Genomic DNA, 24990 nt, shown 5'->3' with positions numbered 1-24990 from the left:
GCGGATCTTTAGGAGTATCATGATGCGATCTGGCCATTTTCGTCGAAGCGGGCACCGGTCGGCACGCTGACCAGCGGCTGGATACCGCCCGCCGCCGCATTCACGCCGAAGACGAACGCGAGGATGGTGGCGATGGCGAGGTACAGGTCGTCGCGCACCTCCTGCCCGTCGCGGCTGGTGTAATAGACCGCGCGCGCAAGCTGCGGATATTCGAGCACCGGCACCTGCAATTCGCCCGCCAGTTCGCGGATCGCCAGCGCGGTCGCGCCGCGTCCGCGTGCCACCACCACCGGCACCTGATCGCGCCCGCGATCATAGCGCAGCGCGACCGCGAAATGCGTCGGGTTGGTCAGCACGACATGCGCCTCGCCCACCGCCTTGCGGAAACCGCCCTTCAGTATCTCGTGCCGCCTTTGCCGGATCTGCGCCTTCACATGCGGGTCGCCGTCCGCTTCCTTATGCTCGTCGCGTACTTCCTGCTTGGTCATGCGCAACCGGCCCAGCCGCTGGATGATCGTCAGCGGCACGTCGATCAGCGCGATCAGCACCAGCCCGCCCGCCATCACGAACAACAGCGTCAGGAACGTGCCGCCCAGATCGCCGACCGCCCGTCCGATATCCGACGACACCAGCCCGACCGAGCTGTGCGCCGCCGATTTGAGCATGACATATCCGATCGCGCCGAGCAGCACGACCTTCAGCAGCGACTTGCCCAGTTCGGTCCAGCCCTGCGTCCCGAAGATGCGTTTCAGACCGGCGGCGGGGTTGATCCGCGATCCCTTGGGCGCCAGCGTCTTGCCGTTGAAGCCGATGCTGCCCAGCCCTGCCTGTGCGAGGATGCTGGCCGCGACCGCGAGCGCGAGGATGCCGCCCAGCGGCAGCGCCAGCTTCCACCCCGCCTCGATCAGTGGCCGCCACGGCTGGAAATCCTCGACATCGGCACGGCCGAAGCGGAAGCTGGCGGTCATCACCGCCTTGCACGCCGCGACCAACGCGGGGCCGAGCATCGCCAGCCACACGCATCCGGCAAGGATGACCAGCGCCGCGCCCAGTTCCTTCGACTTCAGGACGTCGCCGTCGTCGCGCGCCTTGTCTAGGCGCTTTTGGGTCGGGGATTCGGTCTTGTCGCCGCCAGCCTCGCTCATCCCAGCACCAGCGTCTGTGCGGCGTCGAGCGATTCACGCACGATCACCAGCATGTAATCGCCCATCGCGGGCATCGCGACGAACAGCGCGACGACCCCGACGAACAGGCTGGCGGGGAGGCCGACCGCGAACAGGTTCAGCGCCGGGGCCGACCGCGACAACATGCCGACGACAAGGTTCAGGCACAGCAGCAGGAACCCGACCGGCAGCGCCAGCAGCAGTCCCGCAAGGAACGCATAGCCACCGAACATCGCGATGTTCTGAAGCTTGCCCGGCGTCAGCCACGCATCGCCGGGCGGCAGCAGCGTGTACGACCGCACGATCAGGTCGATCAGGACCAGATGCCCGTCGAGCGACAGGAACAGCAGCGTCAGCAGCACCGACAGGAACGTGCCGAGCGCGGGGCTTTGCGCGCCGTTCTGCGGATCGACCATTGCCGCAAAACCGATGCCCATCGAAATGCCGATGACTTCGGATGCGATCAGCGGCGCGGCGAACGCGATCTGGAGCACGAAGCCCAGCGCAAGACCGACCAGCGCCTCGGCCGCGATGCTCAGGAACGTGGTCAGCGCGAACATTTCGGTCGGGATCGCGAAGGCCTGCGCATGCAGCACCAGCACCGCGATCGCGCCGGACAGCAGCACCCGCACCTGCACCGGCATCGCCACCGCGCCGAACACCGGCGCGACGACGAACGCCGCGCCGACGCGGATCATCGTGAACAGCAGCGCCCAAAGCTGCGGTTCGACCGCGAGGCCGAGACCTAGCATGCCATGCTGACTCGTGCCTGTACCCCGGCGAAGGTCGGGATACGGCCTCCGGCGGACGGACGCTCCATCCCACCCGGATCGTCACCCCGGCGCAGGCAGGGGTCGCTATCGGTCCATCGTCGCGGTGCCCACGAAGGCGACCCCGGCCTGCGCCGCGCTGACGTCGGTCGCCCGGTCACTTCACCAGATCCGGGATCCGTTCGAAGATGCTGGTCGTGAAATCGCCGAGCAGGCCGAGGATCATCCCTCCGAATACCGCAAGCGACACGCCGACCACCGCCAGTTTCGGTACGAACGACAGCGTCTGTTCGTTGATCGACGTCGCCGCCTGGATCATGCCGAGGATCAGCCCTGACAGCAGCGCGGGGATCAGGATCGGTGCGGCGACCAGCGCCAGCACCCACATCGCTTCGCGCGCGACGGTCATGAAATATCCAGCGTCCATCGGCCCTACCGTACGAAACTTGCGGCGAGACTGCCCATGGTCAGCGCCCAGCCATCGACCAATACGAACAGCAACAATTTGAACGGCAACGATATGATCGTCGGCGACAGCATCATCATGCCCAGCGACATCAACACCGTCGCCACGACCAGATCGATGACGATGAACGGCAGGAAGATCAGGAACGCGATCTGGAACGCCGTCTTCAACTCGCTGGTGACGAATGCGGGCAACAGGATCGAAAACGGCGTATCGGCGGGGGTCGCGATCGGGCCGGACTTCGCCATGTCGGCGAACATCGTCACGTCCTTCGTCCGCGTCTGTTTCAGCATGAACCCGTGCAGCGGCACGCCCGCGCGCTCGATCATCTGGGTCGAGGTCAGCTGACCGGCGGCATAGGGTTTCAGGGCGGTTTCGTTGATCTGGCCGATCACCGGGGCCATCACGAACAGCGACAGGAACAGCGACAGGCCGATCAGCACCTGATTGGGCGGCGTCTGTTGCAGGCCCAGCGCCTGACGCAGCACCGCCAGCACAATGATGATGCGCGTGAAACTGGTCATCATCAGCAGGATGCCGGGCAGGACCGACAACAGCCCCATGATGATCAGGACCTGCAACGACAGCGCCATCGGCGCGTCGTTCGCCCCGCCGAGCTGCCCCATCGCGCGGTCCAGCGCGTCGGCGGCGGTCGGTCCGGCGGGGGCGGGCAGGGGCGCGCCCTGCGCCATCGCGGGCACCGCCAGCACCAGCATCAGCAACAGCCCGACGATCGCGATCAGCGTTTCCACCCGCCAGTCGGCGCGCGCGCGCGGACGGCGCGGTACTTTCACCACGCGTGCCGTTGGCGCGACCGCGCTGGTCACTTGCCGTCACCCCGGTCCAGCAGCGTCACGCCGCTGCGGCTGACCGATACCAGCAGGTGGCGGCCCTGGAATTCCAGCACCGCGATCTTGGTGCCGGTCGACACCATCATCGTCTCGCGCACCTTGACCATCCGCTCGCCCTGGTTGCCGGGCATGCGCGCCTCCAGCCGCCGCCAGAGGTACAGGCATCCGATCATCAGGCCGCAGACCAGCGGCAACAGCACCACCAGCTTCAGGATGTACGACCACATCATCAGCGCGTGACCCGCTTTTCGGGGCTGACCAGTTCGGTCATCCGCACGCCGAACCGGTCGCCGACCGTGACCACCTCGCCGCGTCCGATCAGCGTGCCGTTGACGAACACGTCCAGCAGTTCGTTGGCGGCACGGTCCAGTTCGATCACGCTGGATTCGCCCAGCGCCAGCAATTCGCGCAGCGACAGCTGGGTCGATCCGATCTCGACCGTCAACCGGACGTCGACATCCTGCAACAGCTTGAAATTGGCGGCGAGCGACGCTTCGGCGGGAAAGCCGCCGGTCATGTCGTTCATTGGAAGTCCTCTTCGAATCCGGGGTCGATGGAATGGAGCCTGATCGCGGCCTGTCCGTTGGCGGTGCCGACCGTGCCGGTGCCCAGCCGCCGGTTGGCGACCCACACCGGCACCTGCGGCCCGAAGCTGATCGGGATGACGTCGCCTTCCTTCAGCTCCAGCAGCATGCCCAGCGACACGACCGGTTCGGCCAGCACCGACCGGACGGGCAGCTTGACCGTCATCACGGCGCGGGTCAGTCCGGCCAGCCAGCGCGGGTCGGGCACGGCGGTCTTGCCGTGAACCTTGGTCGTCAGTTGCGGGGCATGCGGCTTCAGCGCCGCGACCGGATATAGAATATCGACGAACGTCGACTGCCCCTCACCCGTCGACAGCCCGAACCGGGTGGCGACCACCGCATCCTCGCCATCGATCGCGCTCAGCATCGACGGGTTGGATTCGGGATTGCCGGGATCGAAACCGATGCCGGCCAGCGGTCCCCACGCTTCCGCCAGCGGCGCGGCGATCGCGCCGGCCACGCGGCGCAGCATCGCTTCGGCGGCGGGCGAGAATTCGGTCGGCAACGGCATCGGCGCATCGCCGAACCCGCCGAAGAACAGGTCCATTGTTTCCAGCAGGAATCCGCCGTCGATCACCACGATCGCGGGACTTCCCCCGGTCGACAGCGTCATCGGCACCCATGCCGTCAGCCCGGTCGCGCGCCGCGCCGCGCAATATCCCGCGAACCGGTCGACCTCGACCGGTTCGGCCCAGCTGCGCACCGCCCGCCGCAACAGCGGTTCGAACACGTGACGCAGCGACCGCGCCATCCGCGCCGACAGATGCTCGAACGCGTGCAGGTCGCCGAACGGATTGAGGTTCGCGACACCCAGCGACGGCACGTGCGATGCCGCCGGAGAGGGACGTTCGCGGTCGCGCCGATCGGCGGGGGCGGGGATGGACGGGCTGTTAACCATGCCCGGTCACTGAACGACGAAATTGGTAAAGTAGACGTTACCGACCCCGCCAAATCCCTCCTTTTGCTGCAAAACATCGTTGATTGCCTTCTTCAGGCGCAGCGCGAGCTGTTTCTTGCCCGCCACGTCGAACACCTGTTCCTCGGTCGTTTCGCCCAGCGCCATCAGGATCGACGATCGCACCGCGATCTCGTGCGTCTTCAGATTGTCGAGCACCTTGTGATCGTACGGGGTCGAGATGGCGACGCCGATCTGGACGAAATGCACGCTGTCGGCGAGGTTGGCGGTGAATTCCTTTTCCATCGCGTAATAGCTGGACGCATAGCGTTCGCCGCCTTCCCCTTCGGGGGTCGGCTTGCCGCCTTCGGCTGCCGCGCCGCCCTCGCCCTCGCCGCCGGACTCGCCGCCGCCTTCGCCGCCCTCGGCCGCAGCCTCGACCTGTTCGGACTTGGGCAACAGCTTGGGTTCGTCCTTGGCCGGTTCCTCGTCATGCTTGCCGCCGCCCAGCATGCCGGCCGAGCTGGCATACAGCCCCGCGCCGACCCCGCCGCCCAGCAGCACCAGCACGCCGACCGCCATCACGACGATCTTGCCCAGCTTGCCCTTCTTCTTCGCCGGCGCGACGCCTGGCGTTTCCTTGTCGCTCATATTCTGGTCCTTCAGGCGATGCGAACGTCATCGGTGGTGGGTTCGTCCGGCCGCGCGGGCGTGGCCACATGTGCCGGACGGGAACGGAAATTCTGTTGCGCCGGCGCCTCGCGGCGCGGCTGCTGCTGCGAATGCTGGCCGACATCGACCTGCATCGCGCCCAGTTTCAGCCCGCGCGCCTCCGCCAGTTCGACCAGCTTCGGCTGCGCATCGGCGAGCAGCCGGGCGGCGTCGGGATTGTCGCTGGCGAAGCGGACCTGCATGCCGTCGTCGCCGGGCTGGATCGACACCTCGATCGCGCCCAGCGCGTCGGGCGACAGGCGGATGCGCGTCGTGCCGCCGACCCCTTCGCTGCGCAGCGTCTCGATCCGGTCGATCATCCCCTGCATCCATGCGCCGTCGCGCGTATCGAGCGCGGGCCGGTCGGCGGCGGCGGTCGCGGCCACCGGACGCGGCGTGAGATCGATCGGGGCCGGCGCGGCGATCGTGCCGACGCTATCCCGCTCACGTTCGCGGCGATCGACCGGCGCGACGCCCGCCTCGCGCGGGGCAGCGGCGATGGCGATGCGCGGCGCGACGGCCTCGCCCATCATCTGCGGGCGGGGCGGCGTCGGTGGCGGCGGGACCGGTCCCGTCGTGCCGGCATCGGTCGGCGCGGCGGTCGGTCCGGCAGCAGAAGCGTCGGTGGTCGACGTGCCGGAAGGCAGCGCCCCGGCGATCGATGGCACCGCGATCATCGGTTCCACCAGCGGCGCGGACGCGACGACCGACGAAGCGACGACGACACGCGGCGCGACCGTTTCACCCGCCATCGGCGGACGCGACGCGGGATCATCGTGCGTTGCCGGGACAACCGACTCTGCGAACGAAGCCTCCGTCGCTGGCGTCGCGGCAGGCGGCGTCGCCACCGGTGCTTGCACGATCGGCAGTTGGATCGCGGCGTTGCCGACAACCGGCGCTTCGAACGGGAGGTCGGTGCCCCGCCGTGCGATCGTCTGTGTCTGGCCGGATCGTGAGGCACCGGACACGCCGCCGACCGGCGGACGCGGCGCATCGATCAACGGCAACGACGCGATCAGCGCGCGCAACGCGTCGTCGGGCATCGGTTCGCGATGCCTCGACGGTGGTGGCGCGACAGTCGGGCCGCCCGGAACCGGCACCGGCATCGTCGCCGTGGCGACCGTCATGGTCGGTACGACAGGCGCGTTGCCGACCGTCGACGGCGTAGCGAGGGCCGATTGTGCCGAGGACGTAGCGCCGGTCGATGCCGCCTGCCGCGTCGTGGCGGCGCGACTGGCCGCCACGATGGATGCGCCCGGCAGAACGGCGGAAGGCGCGGGGGATATGGTCGGAACCACTGTTGCCGCCGCAGCGACGGCGGACGACGTATTCGTCGGGGGATCGCCCGCCACGACAGCCGCACGCTCTTCCAGAGGCGAGCCGATGTTTGCCGCGCGCTCCACGATGCCTTCCGGGCGCACGCCCACATCGTTTGCGCGCGGGCCGGTGTCCGCTCCGATCGAGAGCGGATCGGGGGCAGGGCGATCGTCCGGCTTGCCGCTTATGCCCGGTTCGGGCGTCGCCAGTGCCGTCCGGTCCGCGACCGGCGTCGTCGGCAGGGACGCTTCTCCCCCAACCGGTGCCGACGGCCCCGTCGATGGAGCAGGTGCCGTGCGAACGTCGGTGGAGGCGGACCGCGGCGCATTGCCCACGGCCGCCGGAACAACCGAACCGGCCACCACGGGAGGCGGCGCGGCAAGCGGGATCGGCGCGGGAACGAACCCCAGCGTTTCGGGCGTCACGCCTGCCGGATCGACCGGCAAGCGTTTGCCGGGGACGGCGGCGACTTGCCGCGTTTCGCCATCGACACCGCTTTCCGACACGCCCAGCGCCGCCAGCAACGGCGCGAATGCCGGCGGCGTCGCAATGCGCGCGACCTTGCCCAATGGGATGGCGGCGATGGTCGAAAGGGTCGAAAGAAGTTGCATGGATCGTCCGTCGAAGCGTGTCGACGGACCGATCAGCAAGGATCGTGCCGTTTTGGACGGCGGACCGGCGGAGCATTTTCCATCGCCCGCAATTCGCGCAGCGCCTGTGCGGCATCGGCGCGTGCGATCAGCTTTTCGACCGCACTTTGATCGCGTCGCGCCTCCAGCGTGGCCGATTTCGCGCGCGCCAGTCCGTCATCGGCCTGCGCCACGCGCCGCTGCGCGATATCGACCGATGCGTGCAGCCGGTCCCGATAATGTGCGGACGCGTGCAGCGTCATCGCGGTCGTCGCTGGTGCCTTCACCGGCGCCACAGCGTGCGCCAACTGCACGATCCGGTCGTGCAACGCCATTTCATCGGCCATCCGCGCCGCCGCGCGGGCTTCGTCCGCCTGCGTCAGCCCCAGTTGCAGCGTACGGACGCGCAGAACGCGCGCGAGGCGCTTCGCCTTATCCGACATGACGCCGTTCCCGGCCCCGGCTGGCCGGGAGCAGGTCCAGCGCGCTACCCACCGAACACCCCGACCAGTTCGGACACCGCATCGGGCAGCGACACGATCTCGTCGGCGTCCTGCTTGATGAACTCCATCACCGCCGGATGCGCGGCCAGCGCGTTGTCGATCGCGGCATCGGTGCCGGGGCGATACGCGCCCATCAGCACCAGATCGCGATTTTCCTCGTACGTCGCCAGATGGCGGCGCAGCACCCGCGCGGCGGCAAGGTGCGGACGCTCCGCGATATCGGTCATCACCCGGCTGACCGACGGTCCCAGGTCGATCGCGGGATATACGCCGCGCTCCGCCAGTTGCCGGCTGAGCACGATATGCCCGTCGAGGATCGACCGCGCCGAATCGACCACCGGGTCCGAATTGTCGTCGCCATCGGCCAGCACGGTATAGATGGCGGTGATCGATCCGCCGGTGCGCACGCACGTGCCCGCCCGCTCGATCAGGCCCGGCAGCATCGCGATCGCCGATGGCGGATAGCCGCGCGCCGATGCCGGTTCGCCCAGCGCCAGACCGATCTCGCGCCCGGCATGCGCCACGCGCGTCAGCGAATCGAGGATCAGCAGCACCTTGCGCCCCTGTTCGCGGAAATGCTCCGCGATCGCGGTGGCGCGCAACGCGCCCCGAATGCGCAGCACGGGCGAATGGTTCGCGGGCACAGCGACGACCACCGATCGCTGGCGGGCATCGCCCTTCAGCTTGGTTTCCAGAAAGTCCGACACTTCGCGGCTGCGTTCGCCGATCAGGCCGACGACGACGACATCGGCCTGTGCGGCGCGGACCATCATGCCCAGCAGCACCGATTTACCGACGCCCGATCCGGCCATGATGCCGACGCGCTGCCCCTGACCGATCGTCAGCAGCCCGTTGATCGCGCGTACGCCGACGTCCATCGGCTCCAGCACGCGCCCGCGATCCAGCGGCGACTGCAATCGCCCCGCCAGCGGCCAGCGTCCGGCCCCCCGGATCGGTCCCTTGCCGTCGATCGGCTTGCCCGCGCCATCGACCACCCGGCCGAGCAGCGCGTCGCCCACCTCCGCCTCGCCCGGTGCGCCGCCCGGCCGCACCAGCGCGCCGGGAAGCAGCGGGGCGGGACCGCCGAGGTTCATCATCAGCGTGCGACCGTTGCGGAACCCGATCGCTTCCGCCTCGACATGCCCGCCGTCGCCGGTATCGACCTGGCACACGGTGCCGACCGGCAGCGACAGGCCGACCGCCTCCATCAGCAATCCGTCATAGGATGCCAGCCGCCCGGCGACCCGCGCCTTGGGGCGAAAGCCGTTCGGGGCCAGCGCGCCCAGATATTCGTCGGCGAAGCGGTTCAGCACGATGGCGGCACCGGCACGCGGTCGATCGCCGCGCCCAACTGGTCCAGCCACAGCGACGGCCCGTCCTCGACCACCGTCGATGCCGATTCAAGGACGAAGCCGCCCCGTTCGACCGCCGGATCGGTGATCGCGAACACCGCCTTGGGCAATTTGCCCTCGACCAGCGGCAGGTCGGCGGCATGCATCCGCAGGATCGCCGATTCCGCGCCGTCGGCCAGCAGTTCGGCGGCGGCGTCGATCCGCTGCGACAGGTGATTGGCCGACACGCCGATCTCGCCCACCAACTGGCGGACCAGCGTCATCACCGTGTGGCGCAACCGGTCGGCCATCGCGTCGCGGTCGACATGCGTCGCCTTGCCCAGCGCGTCGGCCAGATGCGCCAGCAACGCCTGATCGCGCGCCATCGTCAGTTTCGTCTCCGCCCCGGCAGCGGCCAGCCCCTCGGCATAGCCCGCCTCGTGCGCCGCCGCGATCGGGTCGGCGCAAACCGGTTCGACCATCGTCTGCGCCGCCGAAAACGGGTCCCAGCCCTCGGTCGGGTTGTGATCGGGATCGGCGGGGCGGAAATGCTTCGGCCCGTCGACTGGTGCGGACGGCGGCGCGGGCGTCACGCCGGTCGCCGCGAACCCGACCGGCGTGCCGAATGCGCGCGCCAGGATATCGGCGGCGGCGACATGGCGGCTGGCGAAGCCCGCGACGAAATCGCCCGATCCGGCGGCGAACGACGCACGATCCTCAAACATAATCGTCCTCGCCCCCGCCCATCATGATCGTGCCGTCCTTGGCCAGCTGCCGCGCGACGGTGATGACGCCCTTTTGCGCGTCCAGCACTTCGGTCAGCTTCATCGGCCCGCGTGCTTCCATCTCGTCGCGGATGCCGTCGGCGGCGCGTGCCGACATACAGCCGAGGAAACGCGCCCGTGCCGGCTCGTCCACGCCCTTCAGCGCGCGGACCAGCGTATCGCTGTCGACGTTGCGGATCAGCACGCCCAGATTCTTGTCGTCCATCTCCAGCAGGTTGTCGAAAACGAACAGCGCTTCCTCGATCGCCTTGGCCACATCGCGGTCGATCTTCGCGATCTTGGGCATCACCCGCGTCTCGGTCGCCTTGCGGCCCGACGACAGGATGCGCGCCGCGTCCTTGGTCCCGCCCAGTTGCAGCCCCGCCGACGACTGCCGCGCGCCCATCCGCCGCGACAGCATCGATTTCAGCGTCTCGATCGCTTCGGGCGTGATCGGTCCCAGCCGCGCGATGCGGTGCAGGATCTGCGGCTGGATCGCTTCGGGCAGGCTTTCCAGCACCTGTGCGGCGATGCCGGGGTCCAGATTGGCGAGCAGTACGGCGGCGATCTGCGGATGTTCGTCCTTGATCAGGCCGGCGATCTCGCCCGCGTCGAGCCAGTCGAGCAGGTCGATCGCGCACGCCGCTTCGGGCGGGATGATCCGCGCCAGCACGCTTTCCGCCTTGTCGGGGCCGAGGGCGCGGGTCATCATCGTTTCGATATGCGGGCGCGGGTCGAACCCGACCGCCGTCCGCTCACGCGCGCGGTCGACGAAATCGTCCAGCACCAGTTGCACGTCCGGCTCGCTGACGTCCGCCACCGCGAACATCGCCTTGCCCAGTTGACGCACTTCCTCCGGTTCCAGTTTCTGGAGGATCGCGGCGGCTTCCTCCTCGCCGACCAGCATCATCAATACGGCGGCGCGCTCGACGCCCGAATAAAGTCGCGCGGGTACGGTCACGATTTGCCGTCCGACTGGATCATGTCGCGGACCGCCAGCGCGGCGCGTGCCGGATTGTCGCGGGTGAAGCCGCGCACCAGCCCGACCCGGTCGTCATAGCTGCGTGCGCTTTCCAGCATTTCGATGCTGACCTGCGGCGGGGCGGCGGCGGTTCCGGCGGCGTCGCCATCGGGTCCGGCAAGGACGCCGCCCGTCGCCGCACCGGCGGTCTCCGGCGTCTCGCGCTTCTTCAGCAGCGCCTTGGCCATCGGCCGCACGCCGAGGAACAGGACCAGCAGCGCGATGACCAGCGCGGTGCCGTTGCGCGCCGCCATCGGCACCCAGTCGGCGTCATACCATGGCCGCGCCGCGACATCGGTGGCGGATGCGGAGAATCTGCGGCTGATGACCGTCACCTGATCCTGCCGCTGCGCATTATAGCCGACGGCGGCCTTCACCAGATCGTTGATCTGCTGGATCTCCGCGATCGATCGCGGCTTGCCGCCTTCGTTCTCGCGCAGCAGCACCGCGACCGACAGCCGGCGGATGCCGCCCGGTGCCTGCCGCGTGACCGATACTTCCTTCCCCAGATCATAGGCGCGGCTGAAATTCTCCGTCGTCTTGACCGGTGGCGTCGCGCCGGGCGCGGTGCCCGGCTGGACCGTCGCGCCCGCCGGACCCGGCGTGGCCTGCGCCAGCGTCGATGGGGCGGGGGGCGTGTTGCTCAACGCGCCGGGAATGCCGCCGGGGGTCTGCGCCTCGGGCGAATTGCCCTGCCAGTTGCCCTGTTCGGCGCGTACCACGCCCTGCTTGTCATAGCTTTCGCGCGTCGCCTGGCTTTCGTCCAGATCGACATCGGCCTGGATTTCCGCGCTGAAATTGCCCGCGCCCAGCAGTGGCGTCAGCATCGTGTTGAGCTGTGCGCGATACTTGTCCTCGATCCGCCGCTGATAATCGATCCGCGCATCGGTCGCGCCGGCATCGCCGCTGCCGTCGTTCGGTTTGGACAGCAACGCGCCCATCTGGTCGATGATCGTCACCTGATCGGGCTTCATGCCCGGCACCGACGACGCGACGAGGTTGACGATCGACCGCACCTGCGCCTGGCTCAGGCTGCGGCCGGGTTCCAACCGGACGATGACCGATGCCGAAGGCTGCGCATGATCGCGCACGAACACCGACGACTCCGGCATGGCCAGATGGACGCGGGCATCCATCACCGATTCGATCTCGCCGATCGACTTCGCCAGTTCGGTCTCACGTGCCTGACGCAGCCGTTCGCCTTCCACCGCGCGCGACACACCCATCGGCAACTGGTCGAGGATGGCATAGCCACCTGGCGCGGCCTTGGGCAGGTCCTGCCCGGCCAGCAGGATGCGGGCGCGGTGATAATCGTCCTCGCCCACGGTCACGCCGCCCGAATCGTCGACGCCGCTGTCGATGTTCGCGGCGGCCAGCGCGTCGACCACCGCCTGCTTGTCGCTGTCGGGCAATTGCGGGAACAGCAGGCGCTGCGGCGGGCTGGCCAGCGCCATCCATGCGATCGCGGCGGACAGGATCAGCCCGACCATGAAGATCATCGGCAGGCTGCGCTTGACGGCCGGCTGCTTCAGCATGCCGCCGATCTGGCTCAACGGGTTGGCGAAGCGGGTCGGGCCGATGGCCGTACCGCCGACAGGGGTCAGGGCGTTTTCCATATCAGACCGGCATGCTCATGATGTCCTTGTACGCGGACAATAACTTGTTCCTGACCTGCATCGTCGCCTCGAACCCGACCGACGCCTGCTGGCGCGCCATCATCACCTTGGCGATGTCGACGGTCTCGCCGCGTTCGTACATCGCCGACAATTCGCTCGCCCGGTTCTGCTGCGCGTTCACACCCTTCAGCGCGCCGGCCATCGTGTCGGCGAAGCTGGTGGGCTTCGCTGCCTCCGCGGCCGGGGCCGCGACCTGCATATTCGCCTTGGACAGCGCCTGATTGCGTTCGAGGATCTGCGCGCGAAGCTGCATCACCCGGTCGATGCCCATCGCGCCGCCCACGCCACCGACGCCGCTCATGCCGACACCGCGAGCGGCTGGGCCAACGGCTGGGCCATCGGCTCGCCCGCGTCACGCGCCTTGGCGAGGCGATAGCGCAGCGTGCGCTCCGAAATGCCCAGCCGCTTCGCGGTTTCGACGCGGCTGCCGCCGCATTCCTCCAGCGTGCGGCGGATCGCCGCGAACTCGTGGATCTGCACGATGTTGGTCAGCGTCCCCGCCGCCGGTTCCGCCGCGCGTGCCGCGACCGGTGCCCGGTCGAACACGATGTCCGCCGCCTCGATCCGGTCGCCCATGCCCAGCAGCAGCGCGCGCTGGATCACATTTTCCAGCTCGCGCGCATTGCCCGGCCAGTCGTGCTGCGCCAGCACTGCCAGCGCATCGTCCGAAAGCCATGGCAGTGTCGCCCGTCCGCCCGCATGGCGCACGATCATCGCCGCCGCCAGCGCCGGGACGTCGCCCGGCCGGTCGGCCAGTGCGCGCGTCGACAGCGGGAACACGCTCAACCGGTAATACAGGTCGGCGCGGAACCGCCCCGCCGCGACCTCGTCGTGCAGGTCGCGATTGGCGCAGGCGACGATGCGCACGTCGACCGGCTCCGCCTCGGTCGCGCCGATCGGCACGACTTCGCGCTCCTGCAACACGCGCAGCAGCTTGGCCTGCAACGGCAGCGGCAGTTCGGCGATCTCGTCGAGCAGCAGCGTGCCGCCATGCGCGGCGCGAAAGAAACCCTGTCCGGCGGCGGCGGCGCCGGTGAACGCGCCCTTCACATGGCCGAACAGCATCGCTTCCAGCATCGCTTCGGGCAGCGCGGCGCAGTTGATCGCCACGAACGGGCCGTCGGCGCGGTCGCTTTCGGCGTGAATGGTGCGTGCCAGCACTTCTTTGCCGGTGCCGGTCGGGCCGTTGACCAGCACGGTGATGTCGGCGGCGGCGACGCGGCGGGCCAGCGCGTGGAGCGCAAGGCTTTCGGGATCGGCGGCCACCGCTTCATGCCGGCCGCGCAGCAGCGCGGCGGCGAATGCGTGGCCCAGTTCGGTGTGGTTGTGCGAATAGGAGAGGCGGGCAGGGCGACCGGCGGCGAACGGCGTCGCCGAAACGGGTCCGTCGGCCAGCACCAGCGTGCGCTGTGCGATCGGCGGGACTTCGCCTTCCATCACCAGGAAAACGTCGCCGGCCTGCGGCTTCTGCCCGGCATTCGCCAGCGCAAACCCCTGCGCGCGCAACGACGACACGAGCGTGAAGCGCGTGGCCAGTACGGCGGCGGATGGATAGAGCGATCGCATCGGTTTCGAATTCTCCCTGAACGATTCCCTCTTGCCGTATCGCTGGTTAACCCCCGGTAAAATGGACGCCATTTTGGCTCTGTATTCCGCGTACGCAGCGCGCGCGTAGAAAAAGTTCCCGCGATCCGGCTGCAACTCGTCGCATTTTTCCCGCTAAATATCGGCGGGACCCGGTCGTTACTCCTGATGGCAGCTTCGTTCCCGATCGCTTCAAAGGGGGGATGCGGGGCGCTGATACAGACTGGAGAAATTACCATGACCGTCATCGGTACCAATATCGGCTCGCTGCGCGCAGCCAACGCCACCACGTCGGCCAGCGAAGCACTCAAGTCCTCGATGGAACGCCTGTCGACCGGCAAGCGCATCAATTCGGCGAAGGACGACGCCGCCGGCCTGGCGATCGCCAGCCGCATGACCAGCCAGATCAAGTCGATGAACGTCGCGATGCGCAACGCCAACGACGGCATCTCGATGGCGCAGACCGCCGAAGGCGCGCTGGGCGAAGTCACCAACATGCTGCAGCGCATGAAGGAACTGGCGACCCAGTCGGCCAACGGCACGCTGGGCGCGTCGGAACGCAAGGCGCTTCAGGCCGAAGTATCGCAGCTCACCGCGCAGATCGACGACATTTCGAAGACCACGAACTTCAACGGCATCAACCTGCTCGACGGTTCGGCCAAGGGCGTGACGCTCCAGACCGGCACCAATGCAGGTCAGACGATCGCCGTGTCGCTCGCCGGCACGTCGACTGCCGACCTTGGCCTGACCGGTGCCGGCACGGGTGGTCAGGTGACGACCGGCCGGGTCAATACCAGCCCGGCTCCCAGCGCCATCGACGACGTCCTGCTGAACGGCGTCGCAGCGTTCAAGACGGGAACGCTTCCGGTGGCGACGAAGGGTGCGGCTGGCCTGGCCGACGCCATCAACGCCAACACGACCGCGACCGGTGTGACGGCCAAGGCATATAACGAAGTCCAGGGCACGGCCCCGACCGGCACCAGCTGGGCCAGCGGCGACCTGAAGATTTCGGTCGACGGCGGCACCGCGGTCGACGTGGGCGGCGCGACCAGCCTCGAACAGCTGGTATCGAACATCAACCGCGACGTCGGTGGCGTCACGGCATCGATCAAGGACGGCAAGATCGTCCTCGCCAACGACACCGGCAAGAGCATCTCCGTCACCGAAGGTTCGGGCACCGGCGGCGCGGCGAAGGCCGGCTTCACGTCCGGCGCGGTCAACCAGGGCTATGTCGCGCTCAGCACCACCGACGGCAGCGCCCTCAAGATCAGCAGCAGCGCCACGGCCGGCGCAACCACCGCGACCGAATTGCAGAACCTCGGCCTCAACGTGACCAGTGCCGACGGCACCGGCATCAAGGGCACCGTCGTCAGCAACTCCAAGTTCGAAGCCAGCGACAAGCTGTCGATCAACGGCATCGCGATCGGTGGGTCGGCGGATGAGTCCGCAGCTGCCAAGGCGGCGGCGATCAACGCCAAGTCCGCCGATACCGGCGTTACCGCCACGGCGGAAACGAAGGTCACCGTGACGCTGGCACCGGCGAACTACGGCGCGACCTCGACGATGACCGTGAACGGCAAGACGATCAACCTTACCGCGAACAAGACCCTCGATTCGATCATCACCGACATCAACGGTTCGGGTGCCGGCGTTACGGCAAGCGCGGACGAAAAGGGCAAGCTGGTCATCACGTCGTCGTCCGGCGCCAACGTGACCGTCGCGAATGGCGTCGGCACGGGCGTTTCGGCACTGGCGGATGCGGGCGGCAATGTCGTCACCGTCGGAAACGCGGCGACCGGCTCGCTCCAGTTGGTCAGCAAGGATGGTTCGTCGGTCCGTATCGAAGGCGACGGCGCGACCAAGATGGGCCTTGCCCAGCAGGGCAGCACGGCGGCGGCCGCCACCGGTACGAAGCTTTCGATCGAAACGGTGGATGACGCGAACAACGCCATGGCCAAGATCGACGCGGCGCTCGACCAGATTTCGGCGACGCGCGGCGATCTGGGTGCGGTGCAGAACCGGCTGCAGGTCACGGTCAACAACCTGACCACCACCTCGTCGAACCTTCAGGAAGCCCGCAGCCGCATCGAGGACGCCGACTTCTCGGCCGAATCGACCGCACTCGCCCGGGCGCAGATCTTGAGCCAGGCATCCACCGCGATGCTGGCACAGGCAAACCAGTCGCAGCAGGGCGTGCTCAAGCTGCTCGGCTAACCGTAGTTCCGGTTCCGGCGACCCCCCCTTGAAGCGGCGGCGGGACCGGACCAAACTCCCGGCAACGGGTATCCCCGGCAACCTTATGGTTGCCGGGGTTTTTTGTGCCGGTTCGCCGGTTCGCCGGTTCGCCGGTTCGCCGGTTCGCCGGTTCGCCGGTTCGCCGGTTCGCCGGTTCGGGCGTGAGTCGGGCGTGTGTGCCTACGGTCGTTCTAGGCGCGGTATCGGTGCGCTTTCCTACAGCGCCGCCATCGGATACCATCCCGACTGTCTTTGAAACCGTCGATCGCGCGCCTGTGCGCTGCACCTTCAACCGGCGAGGTACGATACGGATACACATACCCGTTCATGCTGAGGTGCGACTGAGCGAAGTCGAAGGCGCCTATCGAAGCACCCTCGAAGTCGTTCGCTGCCCGATAGCTACCCAGCCTGAACGGTCACGCATCCGCAAACTGCGCACGAGTGTGACCTTTGTGACCTTTGGCCATGAAAAAAGGCCCGGACGACACCGCCCGGACCTTCTTTCTATAGCAATGACAGGATGTTACCCCTGTCGGGCCAGCGCTTTGCGCAATCGCTCATGCGCCGCCTTCTTGATCTGGCAGATGCGCGCCGAACCGACGCCCAGCACCTGTCCGATCTCTTCCAGGTTCAGTTCCTCGACATAATAGAGCTGGATGACCAGCGCCTCGCGTTCGGGCAGCGCGGTGATCGCCTCGATCAGCGCGGTGCGCAGTTCGCCTTCGGCCATCGCCTCGAACGCATCGGGGCCGTCGTCCATGAACCACGGTGCCTCGTCCGAATACAGCTCGTCGATCGAATCGAATTGCAGTGCCTGCACGTCGGCATAATCCTGTCGCAGCCGGCCGATCGGTACGCCCAGCCGGTCGGCGATTTCCGCCGGCAGGGGCGCGCGGCCCAGTTCGTGGGTCAGCGCCGCGACCGCTTTCGCATAGTCGCGCCGCCGCTTCATCGCTCCACGGCTGATCGTCGCCTGCCGCCGGAGTTCGTCGATCATCGCGCCGCGCAGCCGCGTCGCCAGATATTGTTCGAACGTCACCTGCCCACGATCCTCGAACATCGGGACCGCCTCGACCAGCGCGACCAGCCCGACCTGCACCAGATCCTCGACGTCGATCATGCTGCTCATATGGCCGTGGACGTGCCACGCAATGCGGCGGACCAGCGGCAAATGCCGGCGGATCAGCGCGTCGCCGTCGCCACCTGGGCGGGCGGTGCGGGTATAGACCGGCGGGAAGAAGGGCGCGTTCATGCGGCGAGTGCCTCCGGTGCGCCGATCACGGCGACGACTTCGACGGCCTTGTCCTCGGGAACCTCGAAGAAGCTGAGGACCGGCGTGTCCGGCAGACAGGTGCGTACCAGCTTGCGGATCGCCACGCGGATCGCGGGCTGCACCACCAGCGCGAACGGCTTGGCCTCCGCCATCAACGGTTGCGCGGCGTGGCTCAGCGCATCGACGATGCGGCGGCCCAGATCCGGCTCGATCGCGTTGCGGCGCGACGGATCGGCACGCATCGCCTGTCCCAGCAACGCTTCCAGCTGACCGTCCAGCGTCATGACGCGCAACGGTTCGCGCACCCCGCACAGCTTCTGGATGATCAGCGCGCCCAGTTGCGGGCGGATCAGTTCGACGATCTCGTCGCCGTCCAGCGTGCGCTGCGCCGTCACCGCGATCGCGGCGGCGATGCGACGGAATTCCTTCAGCGGGATGTTCTCCGACAACAGCGCGCGCAGCACCTGCGTCAGCGTGGTCAGCGACAGCGGCTGCGGGCACAGCGACGCGACGAGGCTGGCGGCGCGGTCCTTCAATCCGTCGAGCAGCGCCTGCACCTCGTCCGGCCCCAGCAGGTCGGCGGCGTTCTGGAGCAGCATGTGGTTCAGATGGGTGGCGATCACCGTGCCGGGATCGACCACGAGATAGCCCGAACCGGTCGCCACGTCGGCGTCGTCGGGCTGGATCCACACCGCGTCGAGGCCGAAGGTCGGGTCCTTCGCGGCCTTGCCGTCGAGCATCCCGATCGCCTGACCGGTGTCGAGCGCCAGCATCTCGGTCGCCGACGCCACGTCCTCGCCCACCACCACGCCGCCGATGACGATGCGATAGGTGAACGGCGGCAGGTTGATGTCGTCGCGTACCCGTACCTGTGGGACGACGAAGCCCAGATCCTTCGACAACTGGCGGCGCACCCCGGTGATGCGGCCCATCAGCGGCGCACCCTTGCGCTCGTCGACCAGCGGCACGAGGCCATAGCCGATGTCGAGCATGACATGGCACGTATCGCTGACTTCTTCCCAGCCGATCTGCGACAGGTCGGTGGGTTCGGGCATCGGCGGGGGCGGGGGCGGAGCGGTCTTCGCCTTGCTCAGCTTCCATGCCGCGAAGCCCGAAATACCGGCGGCGGGCGCAAGGACGAGGAACGGCATGCCCGGCAGCATCGCCAACAGGCCAAGGATGCCCGCGACCGGTGCCCATGTGCGATGCGACGCGAACTGCGAACCGATCTGCCCCGCCAGATCCTGTTGCGAGGTGGACGTGACGCGGGTGACGATCGCGGCGGCGGCGATCGACAGCAGCAGCGACGGCACCTGCGCCACCAGTGCGTCGCCGATCGCGAGCAGGACATAGGTCTGCGCCGCCTGGCCCACCGCCATGCCGTGGCTGACCACGCCAAGGATCAGCCCGCCGACGATGTTGATGGCAAGGATCAGCAGGCCGGCGACCGCATCGCCCTTCACGAACTTCGACGAACCGTCCATCGCGCCATAGAAATCGGCTTCGGCCCCGGTTTCGATCCGCTTGGTCCGGGCATCGTCGGGGGTGATGAGGCCCGCGTTCAGATCGGCGTCGATCGCCATCTGCTTGCCCGGCAGCGCGTCCAGCGTGAAGCGCGCCGACACTTCGGACACGCGCCCCGCGCCCTTGGTCACGACGATCATGTTGATGATGATCAGGATCGCGAACACGAACAGGCCGACGACATAGTCGCCGCCGATCAGGAAGCTGCCGAACGCCTCGATCACATGGCCCGCCGCCGCCTCGCCCTCGTGCCCGTGGACCAGCACGACGCGGGTCGACGCGACGTTCAGCCCCAGCCGGAACAGCGTCGCGAACAGCAGCACGGTCGGAAAGGCGGAGAAGTCGAGCGGCTTCTGCGCGTTGAGCGCGACCATCAGCACCGCGATCGAGATCATGATGTTCATGACGAAGAATACGTCGAGCAGAAAGGCCGGGATCGGCACGACCATCAGCAGGACGAGCAGCAGGATCGCGCCGGGCAGCGCCGAACTGCGCAGCGCCGGAAGCAGGGTGCGTGGGTTGGTGAGTTGCGCGAACATCAGGCGGTCCCCAGCCGGGCGAGGATCGAATAGGCCAGCCGTGCCGATTCAGGCGTCGGGCGATACAGCGATGCCATCGCGGTCGGGGCGGACGGACCGCGCACGACATTCAGATTGGCCAGCGTCGTCGCCAGCCATGCCTCGTCGCCGCCCTGCGCCTCGCTGCCCACCACGACGTCGCCGTCGAAGCCGAAGCGCTGCACGGCGGGCTGCATCGTCGGCATCGGTGCGCCGCCGACCGCCTGCGCGCCGCGATCCAGTTTCGCGGCGAACCGGTCGTAGATTTGCGACAGCGAGCGCGGCTGACCGCCTTCGCCGAAAAAGATACCGCGATTGGCACGGGCGGCGGCGGGGAACATCGCCGCGCCCGACCGGTCGGGGCTCGCGTCCATTGCCGACAGGAACTGGCGTGCACCGCCGAGGCCGAGGAAATGCGCCATGTACAGGTCGGTGCCCGTCGCCTCGCGGCCCAGCGATCCTTCCAGCGACGCCTTGTTATCGGCGGCATGTTCGGCGGCCATCAGCGACGCCGCCTGCGGATCGTTGCGCAGGTTCAGGATCGCCTGCCGCGTCGCACCGTCGGCGACATGGTAACGGCCGTTGCTGCCCTGGCGGATGCTGTCGGCCGCCCATGCCATGCCGTGTTCGCCGCCATGCGCCTTGACCACGCCCAGCCAGCTTTGTTCGACGAACTGGTACAGCCCGCTCGCGGAGGAGGTGGCGGCGCGCGCGTTGGACCGCAGGCCGCTTTCGACCTGTGCCTGTCCCAGCAGATAGTTGAAATCGACGCCGGTCCGCGCACTCGCACGGGCGATCGCGCTGTGAACGGAGCTTCTGGTTTCGACTGGAACGACACTCATCGTGCTGTGCATTTCTTCCCTGGTTCGGGAAGGTCACAGCAAGGCGCGTGCCAGTTTACGTCGGGCGTTGCCGGTCAGGCGGAATATGCCATCCGCATCGGTGCAGCGGCAATTCCCGGCCGGTATGCCGGCAAGCCGCCGCCGCCCAGCTGGTCGATCCGCCGCCGCACGTTCGCGGCCATCAGGTTGACATAGATCCGCGCGGTTTCGTTCAGCCGCTGTGCCTCGCCCGCCAATCCGCGCAGTTCTTCGTCCAGCGGCTGGTCGTCGTTCGCGGCGACGGCTTCGACACCGGCCAGCTTGGCGGCGGTGGCGCATTCCAGCGCGGCGATATCGCTGGTCTGCAACGCGGCGATCTCCGCATGCAGGCTGTCGATCAGGTGGATCAGGGCGTCACGCCTTGTCATTGCTGGTCCAGTCGAGGCGCAGCGCGATCAGCCGGTCGGCGATCGTCGCGGGGGATAGGGGAAAACGGCCTTCCTCGATCGCGCGACGGATCATCGTGATCCGCTGCGGATCGGTCGGCGCCACCGACGACAGGGTCGAGGCAACCGTCGTGCCGCCACCACTGGCGGCCGACGCCGCGGCCTCCGTCGCCATCGGCCGTACCGGCATTTCGGCACGCGCGATGGTGCGCTGCCCCACTGACATTACCGGCTTCGTACCGATCGGATCTACCATGTCCCCGTCCTTCGCGAACTGCTGACAAGGGAGATAACGGCCGCGCGGCGGGGTTGTTTAGGAAAAAATTATCGGTTGCCATTCAACGCTCGAATCCGGGCAGCATCGCGCGCCCCGCCTCTACCGCCACCGCCTGGATCGGGGGCTTGGCAGGATCGACCCGCACCAGCAGCCGGCCGCCGGCGGGGGCGTCACCCATCGCCGTGCCTTCGCGGGTAATCGCGAAGCCGGCTGCCCCCGCCTCGACCATGATCGGATCGCCGCGTCGGATCACCGGCACGGGCTTGGCGGGCGCTGCCGTAACCGCAGCGGGGACGGCGGCGGAGGCTACGACGGCACGCGGCACCGCGCGGCGGATGGGGACATACAGCTTCCACACCGGGGCCATGCAGTGGATGACGACCGCGTCCTGCCGGTCCGACAGCCATCCGAACTGCGGCATCGCGCAACTCGCCAGCCGCAACCGGGAATCGACCGGCATCTGTGCGCCGCCCTCGGTTCCGATCGCCGCGCCGGTGAACTGCGCGACTGCCCGGTCGAGTTGTGCGGTGCTCTGAAACCCCTGCGCTGCGGCAGAGGTCGCAAGGACGAGCGAAAGGATCAGCGGGCGGATCATCGGGATACTCCGTTCGGGTCGGCGGCAACCGGCGCTTGCCGGACGGCAACGGCTTGCCGGTCGCCGGCATAGCCAAGATCGATATGGACGCCGCGCTGTCCGGTGCGCGGTGCGGCGAAGCCGATCCGGTCGGCCGGCGCCGCTCCCCGCATCACCAACAGCGCGGCGACGGCGCGGGCGCGATCGGTCGCGAGGATCGCGGCGCTGCCGGTCGCGGCATCGACATCGCCATCGGTCGCCCCGGCCAGCGTCACCGCGACACGCGGATCGCGCGCGGCAGAGGTCACGAACGCCACCGCCTGCGCGGTATCGGCGGGCAGGGCGGCGGAACCGGGCGCGAACCCGCCGACCATCCCGAAATCGACCGGCATCGGCGCGACCGGTGCGGCATCGAACCCTGCGCGGATGCCCGCCGCGATCGCCGGTCCGTCCAGACGCTGCGTCGCCTGAAGGAACACGAAGAACCCGACCAGCAGCAGCGCCAGATCGGCCAGCGTCGTCAGCCACAGCGGCCGTCCGGGCGGCGCTTCGAACCGCGCCATGCTCATGCCGCGGCCTCGCGCAGATAGGGTTGCTCGCGCCGTGCCAGCGCGACCAGCGGCGCGATCAGCCGCGCGCGCTCGAACGCCTCGATCCGGGCGAGGCGGCGCAACCGTCCCGCCACCGGCATCCCGACCAGCGCCGCCAGCACCGCGCCGTACAGCGTCGACAGCAACGCGACCGCCATTGCCTGTCCGATCGCGGCGGGATCGCTCATCGCCATGAACATCCGCACCAGCCCGACCAGCGTGCCGACCATCCCCAGCGCGGGGGCCAGCTCGGCCAGCGCGCTCCACAGGTCGGCGGCGGCCAGATGGCGTTCGGCGCGGGCATCGATCCGGTGCCGCACCAGTGTCTCGACCACGTCCGGCCCCGCGCCGTCGACGATCGCGGCGATCGCGGCGGCGGTATCGGGATCGGCGATCCGCGACCGGTCGAGCCGGACCACGCCGTGGCGCTGCGCGATTCGCGCAAGGGCGGCCACCTGCGTCAGGCAGGGTTCGGCGGAGAAGGGTGCCCGCCCCAGCGCCCCGATCGCGCGTACGCCGCGGGAAAGGTCGGATAAGGGCGTGCGGATCAACAGCGCGACCAACGTGCCGCCAACCACGAACAGCGCGGCGGCGGGATCGGCATAGGGAGAAAGCTCGAACGGCGTCATGCCGGTCGTACTGCAAGGGCGATGCCAGTTTGCGTGCGGCAATCGCTTGCCGGGTGGCGTTGCCGCTTGCCGGGTCGGGTAGGCGGATATGCTGAACCGTCGCTCGCGAGCGTTCGTAGGTCTTCCCTTCCTTCCGTCCTTCCCTCTCTTTTCCCTTCCGACGCCTTCCGCCTTCCGCCCTCCGCCTTCTCCGGGAAGGCGGTAGGCGAAGGCCGCCACGCCACGTTCGTACCCGCCCGAACCGCCGCAATCCGTCCGCCGCCGGCAAACTGGCACGCTGCTTGCTGATCCTCACCCGACGCGCATTCCGCGCGCCGGGACGATCCGATGGCCGAAAATTCCCTGTTCGGGGTACATGGTGCAGCATTGCAGGTGCGCGGACAGCGCATGGGGCTGCTCGCGTCGAACATCGCCAACGTGTCGACGCCGGGTTTCAAGGCGCGCGATATCGACTTCGATGCGGCGCTGGCGGGGGTGGAGCGTGGCGGCGATGCCGATGCGACCATCGCCGGACACACGCTGTACCGCCGGCCGCTGCAACCCTCGATGGACGGCAACACCGTCGAGCTGACCACCGAACAGACCGCCTTCGCCGAGAATGCCGTCGCGTATCAGACGACGCTGGCGTTCCTGAACGGGCGCATCTCGACCATCACCCGCGCGCTCAAGGGAGAATAGCCGATGCCGGGACCGCTCAACATCTTCCAGGTCTCCGGCCGCGCCATGTCGGCGCAGCTGGTGCGGATGAACACCACCGCGTCCAACCTTGCGAACGCCAGCGCGGTCGCGACGACCGAGGACGCGGCCTATCGCACGATGAAGCCGGTCTTCCGCACCAGTTTCGACCGGGCCAGCGGCCTTGCCACGGTCGACGTGGCACAGGTCGTCACGGCGGGGGAGAACCCGACCAAGCGCTACGATCCCGGCAACCCGATGGCCGATGGCGAAGGCAATGTGTGGGACAGCGCGGTCGATGAATCGCGCGAGCTGGTCGACATGATGGAGGCCGCGCGCGGCTACCAGAACAATGTCGAGGTCATGTCGACCGCCAAGACGCTGATTACCGAAACCCTCCGGCTGGGACGATAGGCCTTGAGCTATGAAACCACGATCGCCGGGCTGGGCATCCAGCGCACCGGCACCGACGCCACCTCGACCTCGAAACTGGGCCAGCGGTCGCTGGGGCAGGAGGACTTCCTTGCGCTGATGACCGCGCAGATGAAGAATCAGGACCCGTTCGAACCGGTCGACAATACCCAGATGGTCGCCCAGATGGCGCAGTTCTCGTCGCTGGCGGGCATCACCGAAATGACGTCGACGATGCAGGCGATCGCCGGCAAGCTGGGCGCGACATCGTCGTCCGACGCGCTGTCGTGGGTCGGAAAGACCGTGCTGACGCCGGGCGGCACCGCCTATCCGCGCAGCGACGGCGGCGTGACCGGCGCGGTCGAGATCGACGGCGACGCCGCCGCGATCGACCTGACGATCACCGACGCGGGCGGCAATGTCGTGCGGCAGGTCGCAATGGGCGCGCGGCCGAAGGGCAGCGTGGCCTATGACTGGGACGGCACCACCGATGGCGGCGAAGCGGCCGGCGCCGGCCCCTATACCATCACCGCGACCGCATCGGCGGCGGACGGCAAGCCCGTGGCCGCGCGCAACCTCGTCTGGGCACCCGTCACCTCGGTGACACTGACCGGCGGCGCGCCGGTGCTCAGCGTCGCGGGCCTTGGACAGGTCGCGCCCGACGCGGTCCGTCAGGCCGCCTGAAACGATTCCACCGATCTTCCAAACCAACC

At 68.3% G+C, this 24990-nt stretch carries 27 protein-coding genes and 2 pseudogenes; 5 read left to right on the top strand and 24 right to left on the bottom strand.

Annotation, left to right across the window (positions count from 1 at the left end):
- Nucleotides 1–17: 17 nt before the first annotated feature.
- From flhB to IFT55_RS05230, 16 genes are all read right to left on the bottom strand, one after another.
- Nucleotides 18–1145, bottom strand: a complete 1128-nt coding sequence (gene flhB / locus IFT55_RS05305) for a flagellar type III secretion system protein FlhB (protein ID WP_192089838.1) — start codon at nt 1143–1145, stop codon at nt 18–20.
- Nucleotides 1142–1915: a flagellar biosynthetic protein FliR gene (fliR, locus tag IFT55_RS05300; protein WP_192089836.1), complete on the bottom strand. Its 774-nt coding sequence runs from the start codon at nt 1913–1915 to the stop codon at nt 1142–1144. Before fliR ends, flhB begins: the two co-directional genes overlap by 4 nt.
- 175 nt (nt 1916–2090) lie before the next feature.
- Nucleotides 2091–2360, bottom strand: coding sequence for a flagellar biosynthesis protein FliQ (gene fliQ, locus IFT55_RS05295; protein WP_192089834.1), 270 nt, complete (start codon nt 2358–2360; stop codon nt 2091–2093).
- 5 nt (nt 2361–2365) lie between these two features.
- Nucleotides 2366–3115: a flagellar type III secretion system pore protein FliP gene (gene fliP / locus IFT55_RS05290; protein WP_192090672.1), complete on the bottom strand. Its 750-nt coding sequence runs from the start codon at nt 3113–3115 to the stop codon at nt 2366–2368.
- Between the two features lie 107 nt (nt 3116–3222).
- A complete protein-coding gene (locus IFT55_RS05285) occupies nt 3223–3480 on the bottom strand; it encodes a flagellar biosynthetic protein FliO (RefSeq protein ID WP_192089833.1) in 258 nt (85 codons plus the stop codon).
- Nucleotides 3480–3776, bottom strand: coding sequence for a flagellar motor switch protein FliN (gene fliN / locus IFT55_RS05280; RefSeq protein ID WP_192089831.1), 297 nt, complete (start codon nt 3774–3776; stop codon nt 3480–3482). Before fliN ends, IFT55_RS05285 begins: the two co-directional genes overlap by 1 nt.
- A complete protein-coding gene (locus IFT55_RS05275) occupies nt 3773–4732 on the bottom strand; it encodes a flagellar motor switch protein FliM (RefSeq protein WP_192089829.1) in 960 nt (319 codons plus the stop codon). Before IFT55_RS05275 ends, fliN begins: the two co-directional genes overlap by 4 nt.
- Before the next feature lie 6 nt (nt 4733–4738).
- Nucleotides 4739–5380, bottom strand: coding sequence for a flagellar basal body-associated FliL family protein (locus tag IFT55_RS05270; RefSeq protein WP_192089827.1), 642 nt, complete (start codon nt 5378–5380; stop codon nt 4739–4741).
- A gap of 11 nt (nt 5381–5391) precedes the next feature.
- Nucleotides 5392–7368, bottom strand: coding sequence for a flagellar hook-length control protein FliK (locus IFT55_RS05265; protein ID WP_192089826.1), 1977 nt, complete (start codon nt 7366–7368; stop codon nt 5392–5394).
- A gap of 32 nt (nt 7369–7400) precedes the next feature.
- Nucleotides 7401–7829 carry a hypothetical protein gene (locus IFT55_RS05260; protein WP_192089824.1) on the bottom strand — a complete coding sequence of 143 codons (429 nt, stop codon included), beginning with the start codon at nt 7827–7829 and terminating at the stop codon, nt 7401–7403.
- A 44-nt stretch (nt 7830–7873) separates the two neighbouring features.
- Entirely contained in the window at nt 7874–9202 is a 1329-nt protein-coding gene (locus IFT55_RS05255; protein ID WP_192090664.1) for a FliI/YscN family ATPase, read from the bottom strand.
- Nucleotides 9196–9945 carry a FliH/SctL family protein gene (locus tag IFT55_RS05250; protein ID WP_192089822.1) on the bottom strand — a complete coding sequence of 250 codons (750 nt, stop codon included), beginning with the start codon at nt 9943–9945 and terminating at the stop codon, nt 9196–9198. Before IFT55_RS05250 ends, IFT55_RS05255 begins: the two co-directional genes overlap by 7 nt.
- The gene (fliG, locus tag IFT55_RS05245; RefSeq protein WP_446740705.1) at nt 9938–10945 is read right to left on the bottom strand and encodes a flagellar motor switch protein FliG; all 1008 of its coding nucleotides are present in this window, start codon (nt 10943–10945) and stop codon (nt 9938–9940) included. Before fliG ends, IFT55_RS05250 begins: the two co-directional genes overlap by 8 nt.
- Entirely contained in the window at nt 10942–12621 is a 1680-nt protein-coding gene (gene fliF / locus IFT55_RS05240; RefSeq protein ID WP_192089820.1) for a flagellar basal-body MS-ring/collar protein FliF, read from the bottom strand. Before fliF ends, fliG begins: the two co-directional genes overlap by 4 nt.
- A gap of 1 nt (nt 12622) precedes the next feature.
- The gene (gene fliE, locus IFT55_RS05235) at nt 12623–12982 is read right to left on the bottom strand and encodes a flagellar hook-basal body complex protein FliE (RefSeq protein WP_192089818.1); all 360 of its coding nucleotides are present in this window, start codon (nt 12980–12982) and stop codon (nt 12623–12625) included.
- A complete protein-coding gene (locus IFT55_RS05230) occupies nt 12979–14247 on the bottom strand; it encodes a sigma 54-interacting transcriptional regulator (protein ID WP_192089816.1) in 1269 nt (422 codons plus the stop codon). The genes fliE and IFT55_RS05230 overlap by 4 nt, the downstream gene beginning before the upstream one ends.
- 186 nt (nt 14248–14433) lie before the next feature.
- Between IFT55_RS05230 and IFT55_RS17360 the strand changes: the two are divergent.
- Both IFT55_RS17360 and IFT55_RS17355 read left to right on the top strand, forming a co-directional pair.
- Nucleotides 14434–15951: pseudogene (locus tag IFT55_RS17360) on the top strand (flagellin N-terminal helical domain-containing protein); the annotation flags it as partial.
- Nucleotides 15952–16203: 252 nt separating this feature from the next.
- A pseudogene (locus IFT55_RS17355) lies at nt 16204–16479 on the top strand (flagellin); the annotation flags it as partial.
- A gap of 544 nt (nt 16480–17023) precedes the next feature.
- Here the strand turns inward: IFT55_RS17355 and fliA are convergent.
- The 8 genes from fliA to IFT55_RS05185 all read right to left on the bottom strand — a co-directional run bounded on the left by fliA (nt 17024) and on the right by IFT55_RS05185 (nt 23191).
- Complete coding sequence (gene fliA, locus IFT55_RS05220) at nt 17024–17752, bottom strand: RNA polymerase sigma factor FliA (RefSeq protein WP_192089812.1); 729 nt, start codon at nt 17750–17752, stop codon at nt 17024–17026.
- Complete coding sequence (gene flhA / locus IFT55_RS05215) at nt 17749–19836, bottom strand: flagellar biosynthesis protein FlhA (RefSeq protein WP_192089810.1); 2088 nt, start codon at nt 19834–19836, stop codon at nt 17749–17751. The genes fliA and flhA overlap by 4 nt, the downstream gene beginning before the upstream one ends.
- Nucleotides 19836–20696, bottom strand: coding sequence for a lytic transglycosylase domain-containing protein (locus IFT55_RS05210; protein ID WP_192089808.1), 861 nt, complete (start codon nt 20694–20696; stop codon nt 19836–19838). Before IFT55_RS05210 ends, flhA begins: the two co-directional genes overlap by 1 nt.
- Nucleotides 20697–20770: 74 nt before the next feature.
- Nucleotides 20771–21103, bottom strand: a complete 333-nt coding sequence (locus IFT55_RS05205; RefSeq protein WP_249403611.1) for a flagellar protein FlgN — start codon at nt 21101–21103, stop codon at nt 20771–20773.
- Nucleotides 21090–21377, bottom strand: a complete 288-nt coding sequence (locus tag IFT55_RS05200) for a flagellar biosynthesis anti-sigma factor FlgM (protein ID WP_192089806.1) — start codon at nt 21375–21377, stop codon at nt 21090–21092. The genes IFT55_RS05205 and IFT55_RS05200 overlap by 14 nt, the downstream gene beginning before the upstream one ends.
- 82 nt (nt 21378–21459) lie before the next feature.
- Nucleotides 21460–21993 carry a flagella basal body P-ring formation protein FlgA gene (locus tag IFT55_RS05195; RefSeq protein ID WP_192089804.1) on the bottom strand — a complete coding sequence of 178 codons (534 nt, stop codon included), beginning with the start codon at nt 21991–21993 and terminating at the stop codon, nt 21460–21462.
- On the bottom strand, nt 21990–22541 hold the full coding sequence (locus tag IFT55_RS05190) for an OmpA family protein (protein WP_192089802.1): 552 nt from the start codon (nt 22539–22541) through the stop codon (nt 21990–21992). The genes IFT55_RS05195 and IFT55_RS05190 overlap by 4 nt, the downstream gene beginning before the upstream one ends.
- Entirely contained in the window at nt 22538–23191 is a 654-nt protein-coding gene (locus IFT55_RS05185) for a motility protein A (RefSeq protein ID WP_192089800.1), read from the bottom strand. The genes IFT55_RS05190 and IFT55_RS05185 overlap by 4 nt, the downstream gene beginning before the upstream one ends.
- 327 nt (nt 23192–23518) lie before the next feature.
- Here IFT55_RS05185 and flgB point away from each other — a divergent pair, with 327 nt between their 5' ends.
- The 3 genes from flgB to IFT55_RS05170 are packed head-to-tail and all read left to right on the top strand — an operon-like array spanning nt 23519 to nt 24961.
- Entirely contained in the window at nt 23519–23869 is a 351-nt protein-coding gene (gene flgB, locus IFT55_RS05180; RefSeq protein WP_192089798.1) for a flagellar basal body rod protein FlgB, read from the top strand.
- Nucleotides 23870–23872: 3 nt separating this feature from the next.
- On the top strand, nt 23873–24280 hold the full coding sequence (gene flgC, locus IFT55_RS05175) for a flagellar basal body rod protein FlgC (protein WP_192089796.1): 408 nt from the start codon (nt 23873–23875) through the stop codon (nt 24278–24280).
- Between the two features lie 3 nt (nt 24281–24283).
- Complete coding sequence (locus IFT55_RS05170; RefSeq protein WP_192089794.1) at nt 24284–24961, top strand: flagellar hook assembly protein FlgD; 678 nt, start codon at nt 24284–24286, stop codon at nt 24959–24961.
- The last annotated feature ends 29 nt before the right edge of the window (nt 24962–24990 follow it).

This window comes from Sphingomonas sp. CFBP 13720 (genome assembly GCF_014842075.1).
Lineage (GTDB): Bacteria > Pseudomonadota > Alphaproteobacteria > Sphingomonadales > Sphingomonadaceae > Sphingomonas.
The sequence above is the reverse complement of the archived record's forward strand: the minus strand, read 5'-3'. Positions and strand labels throughout refer to the sequence as shown.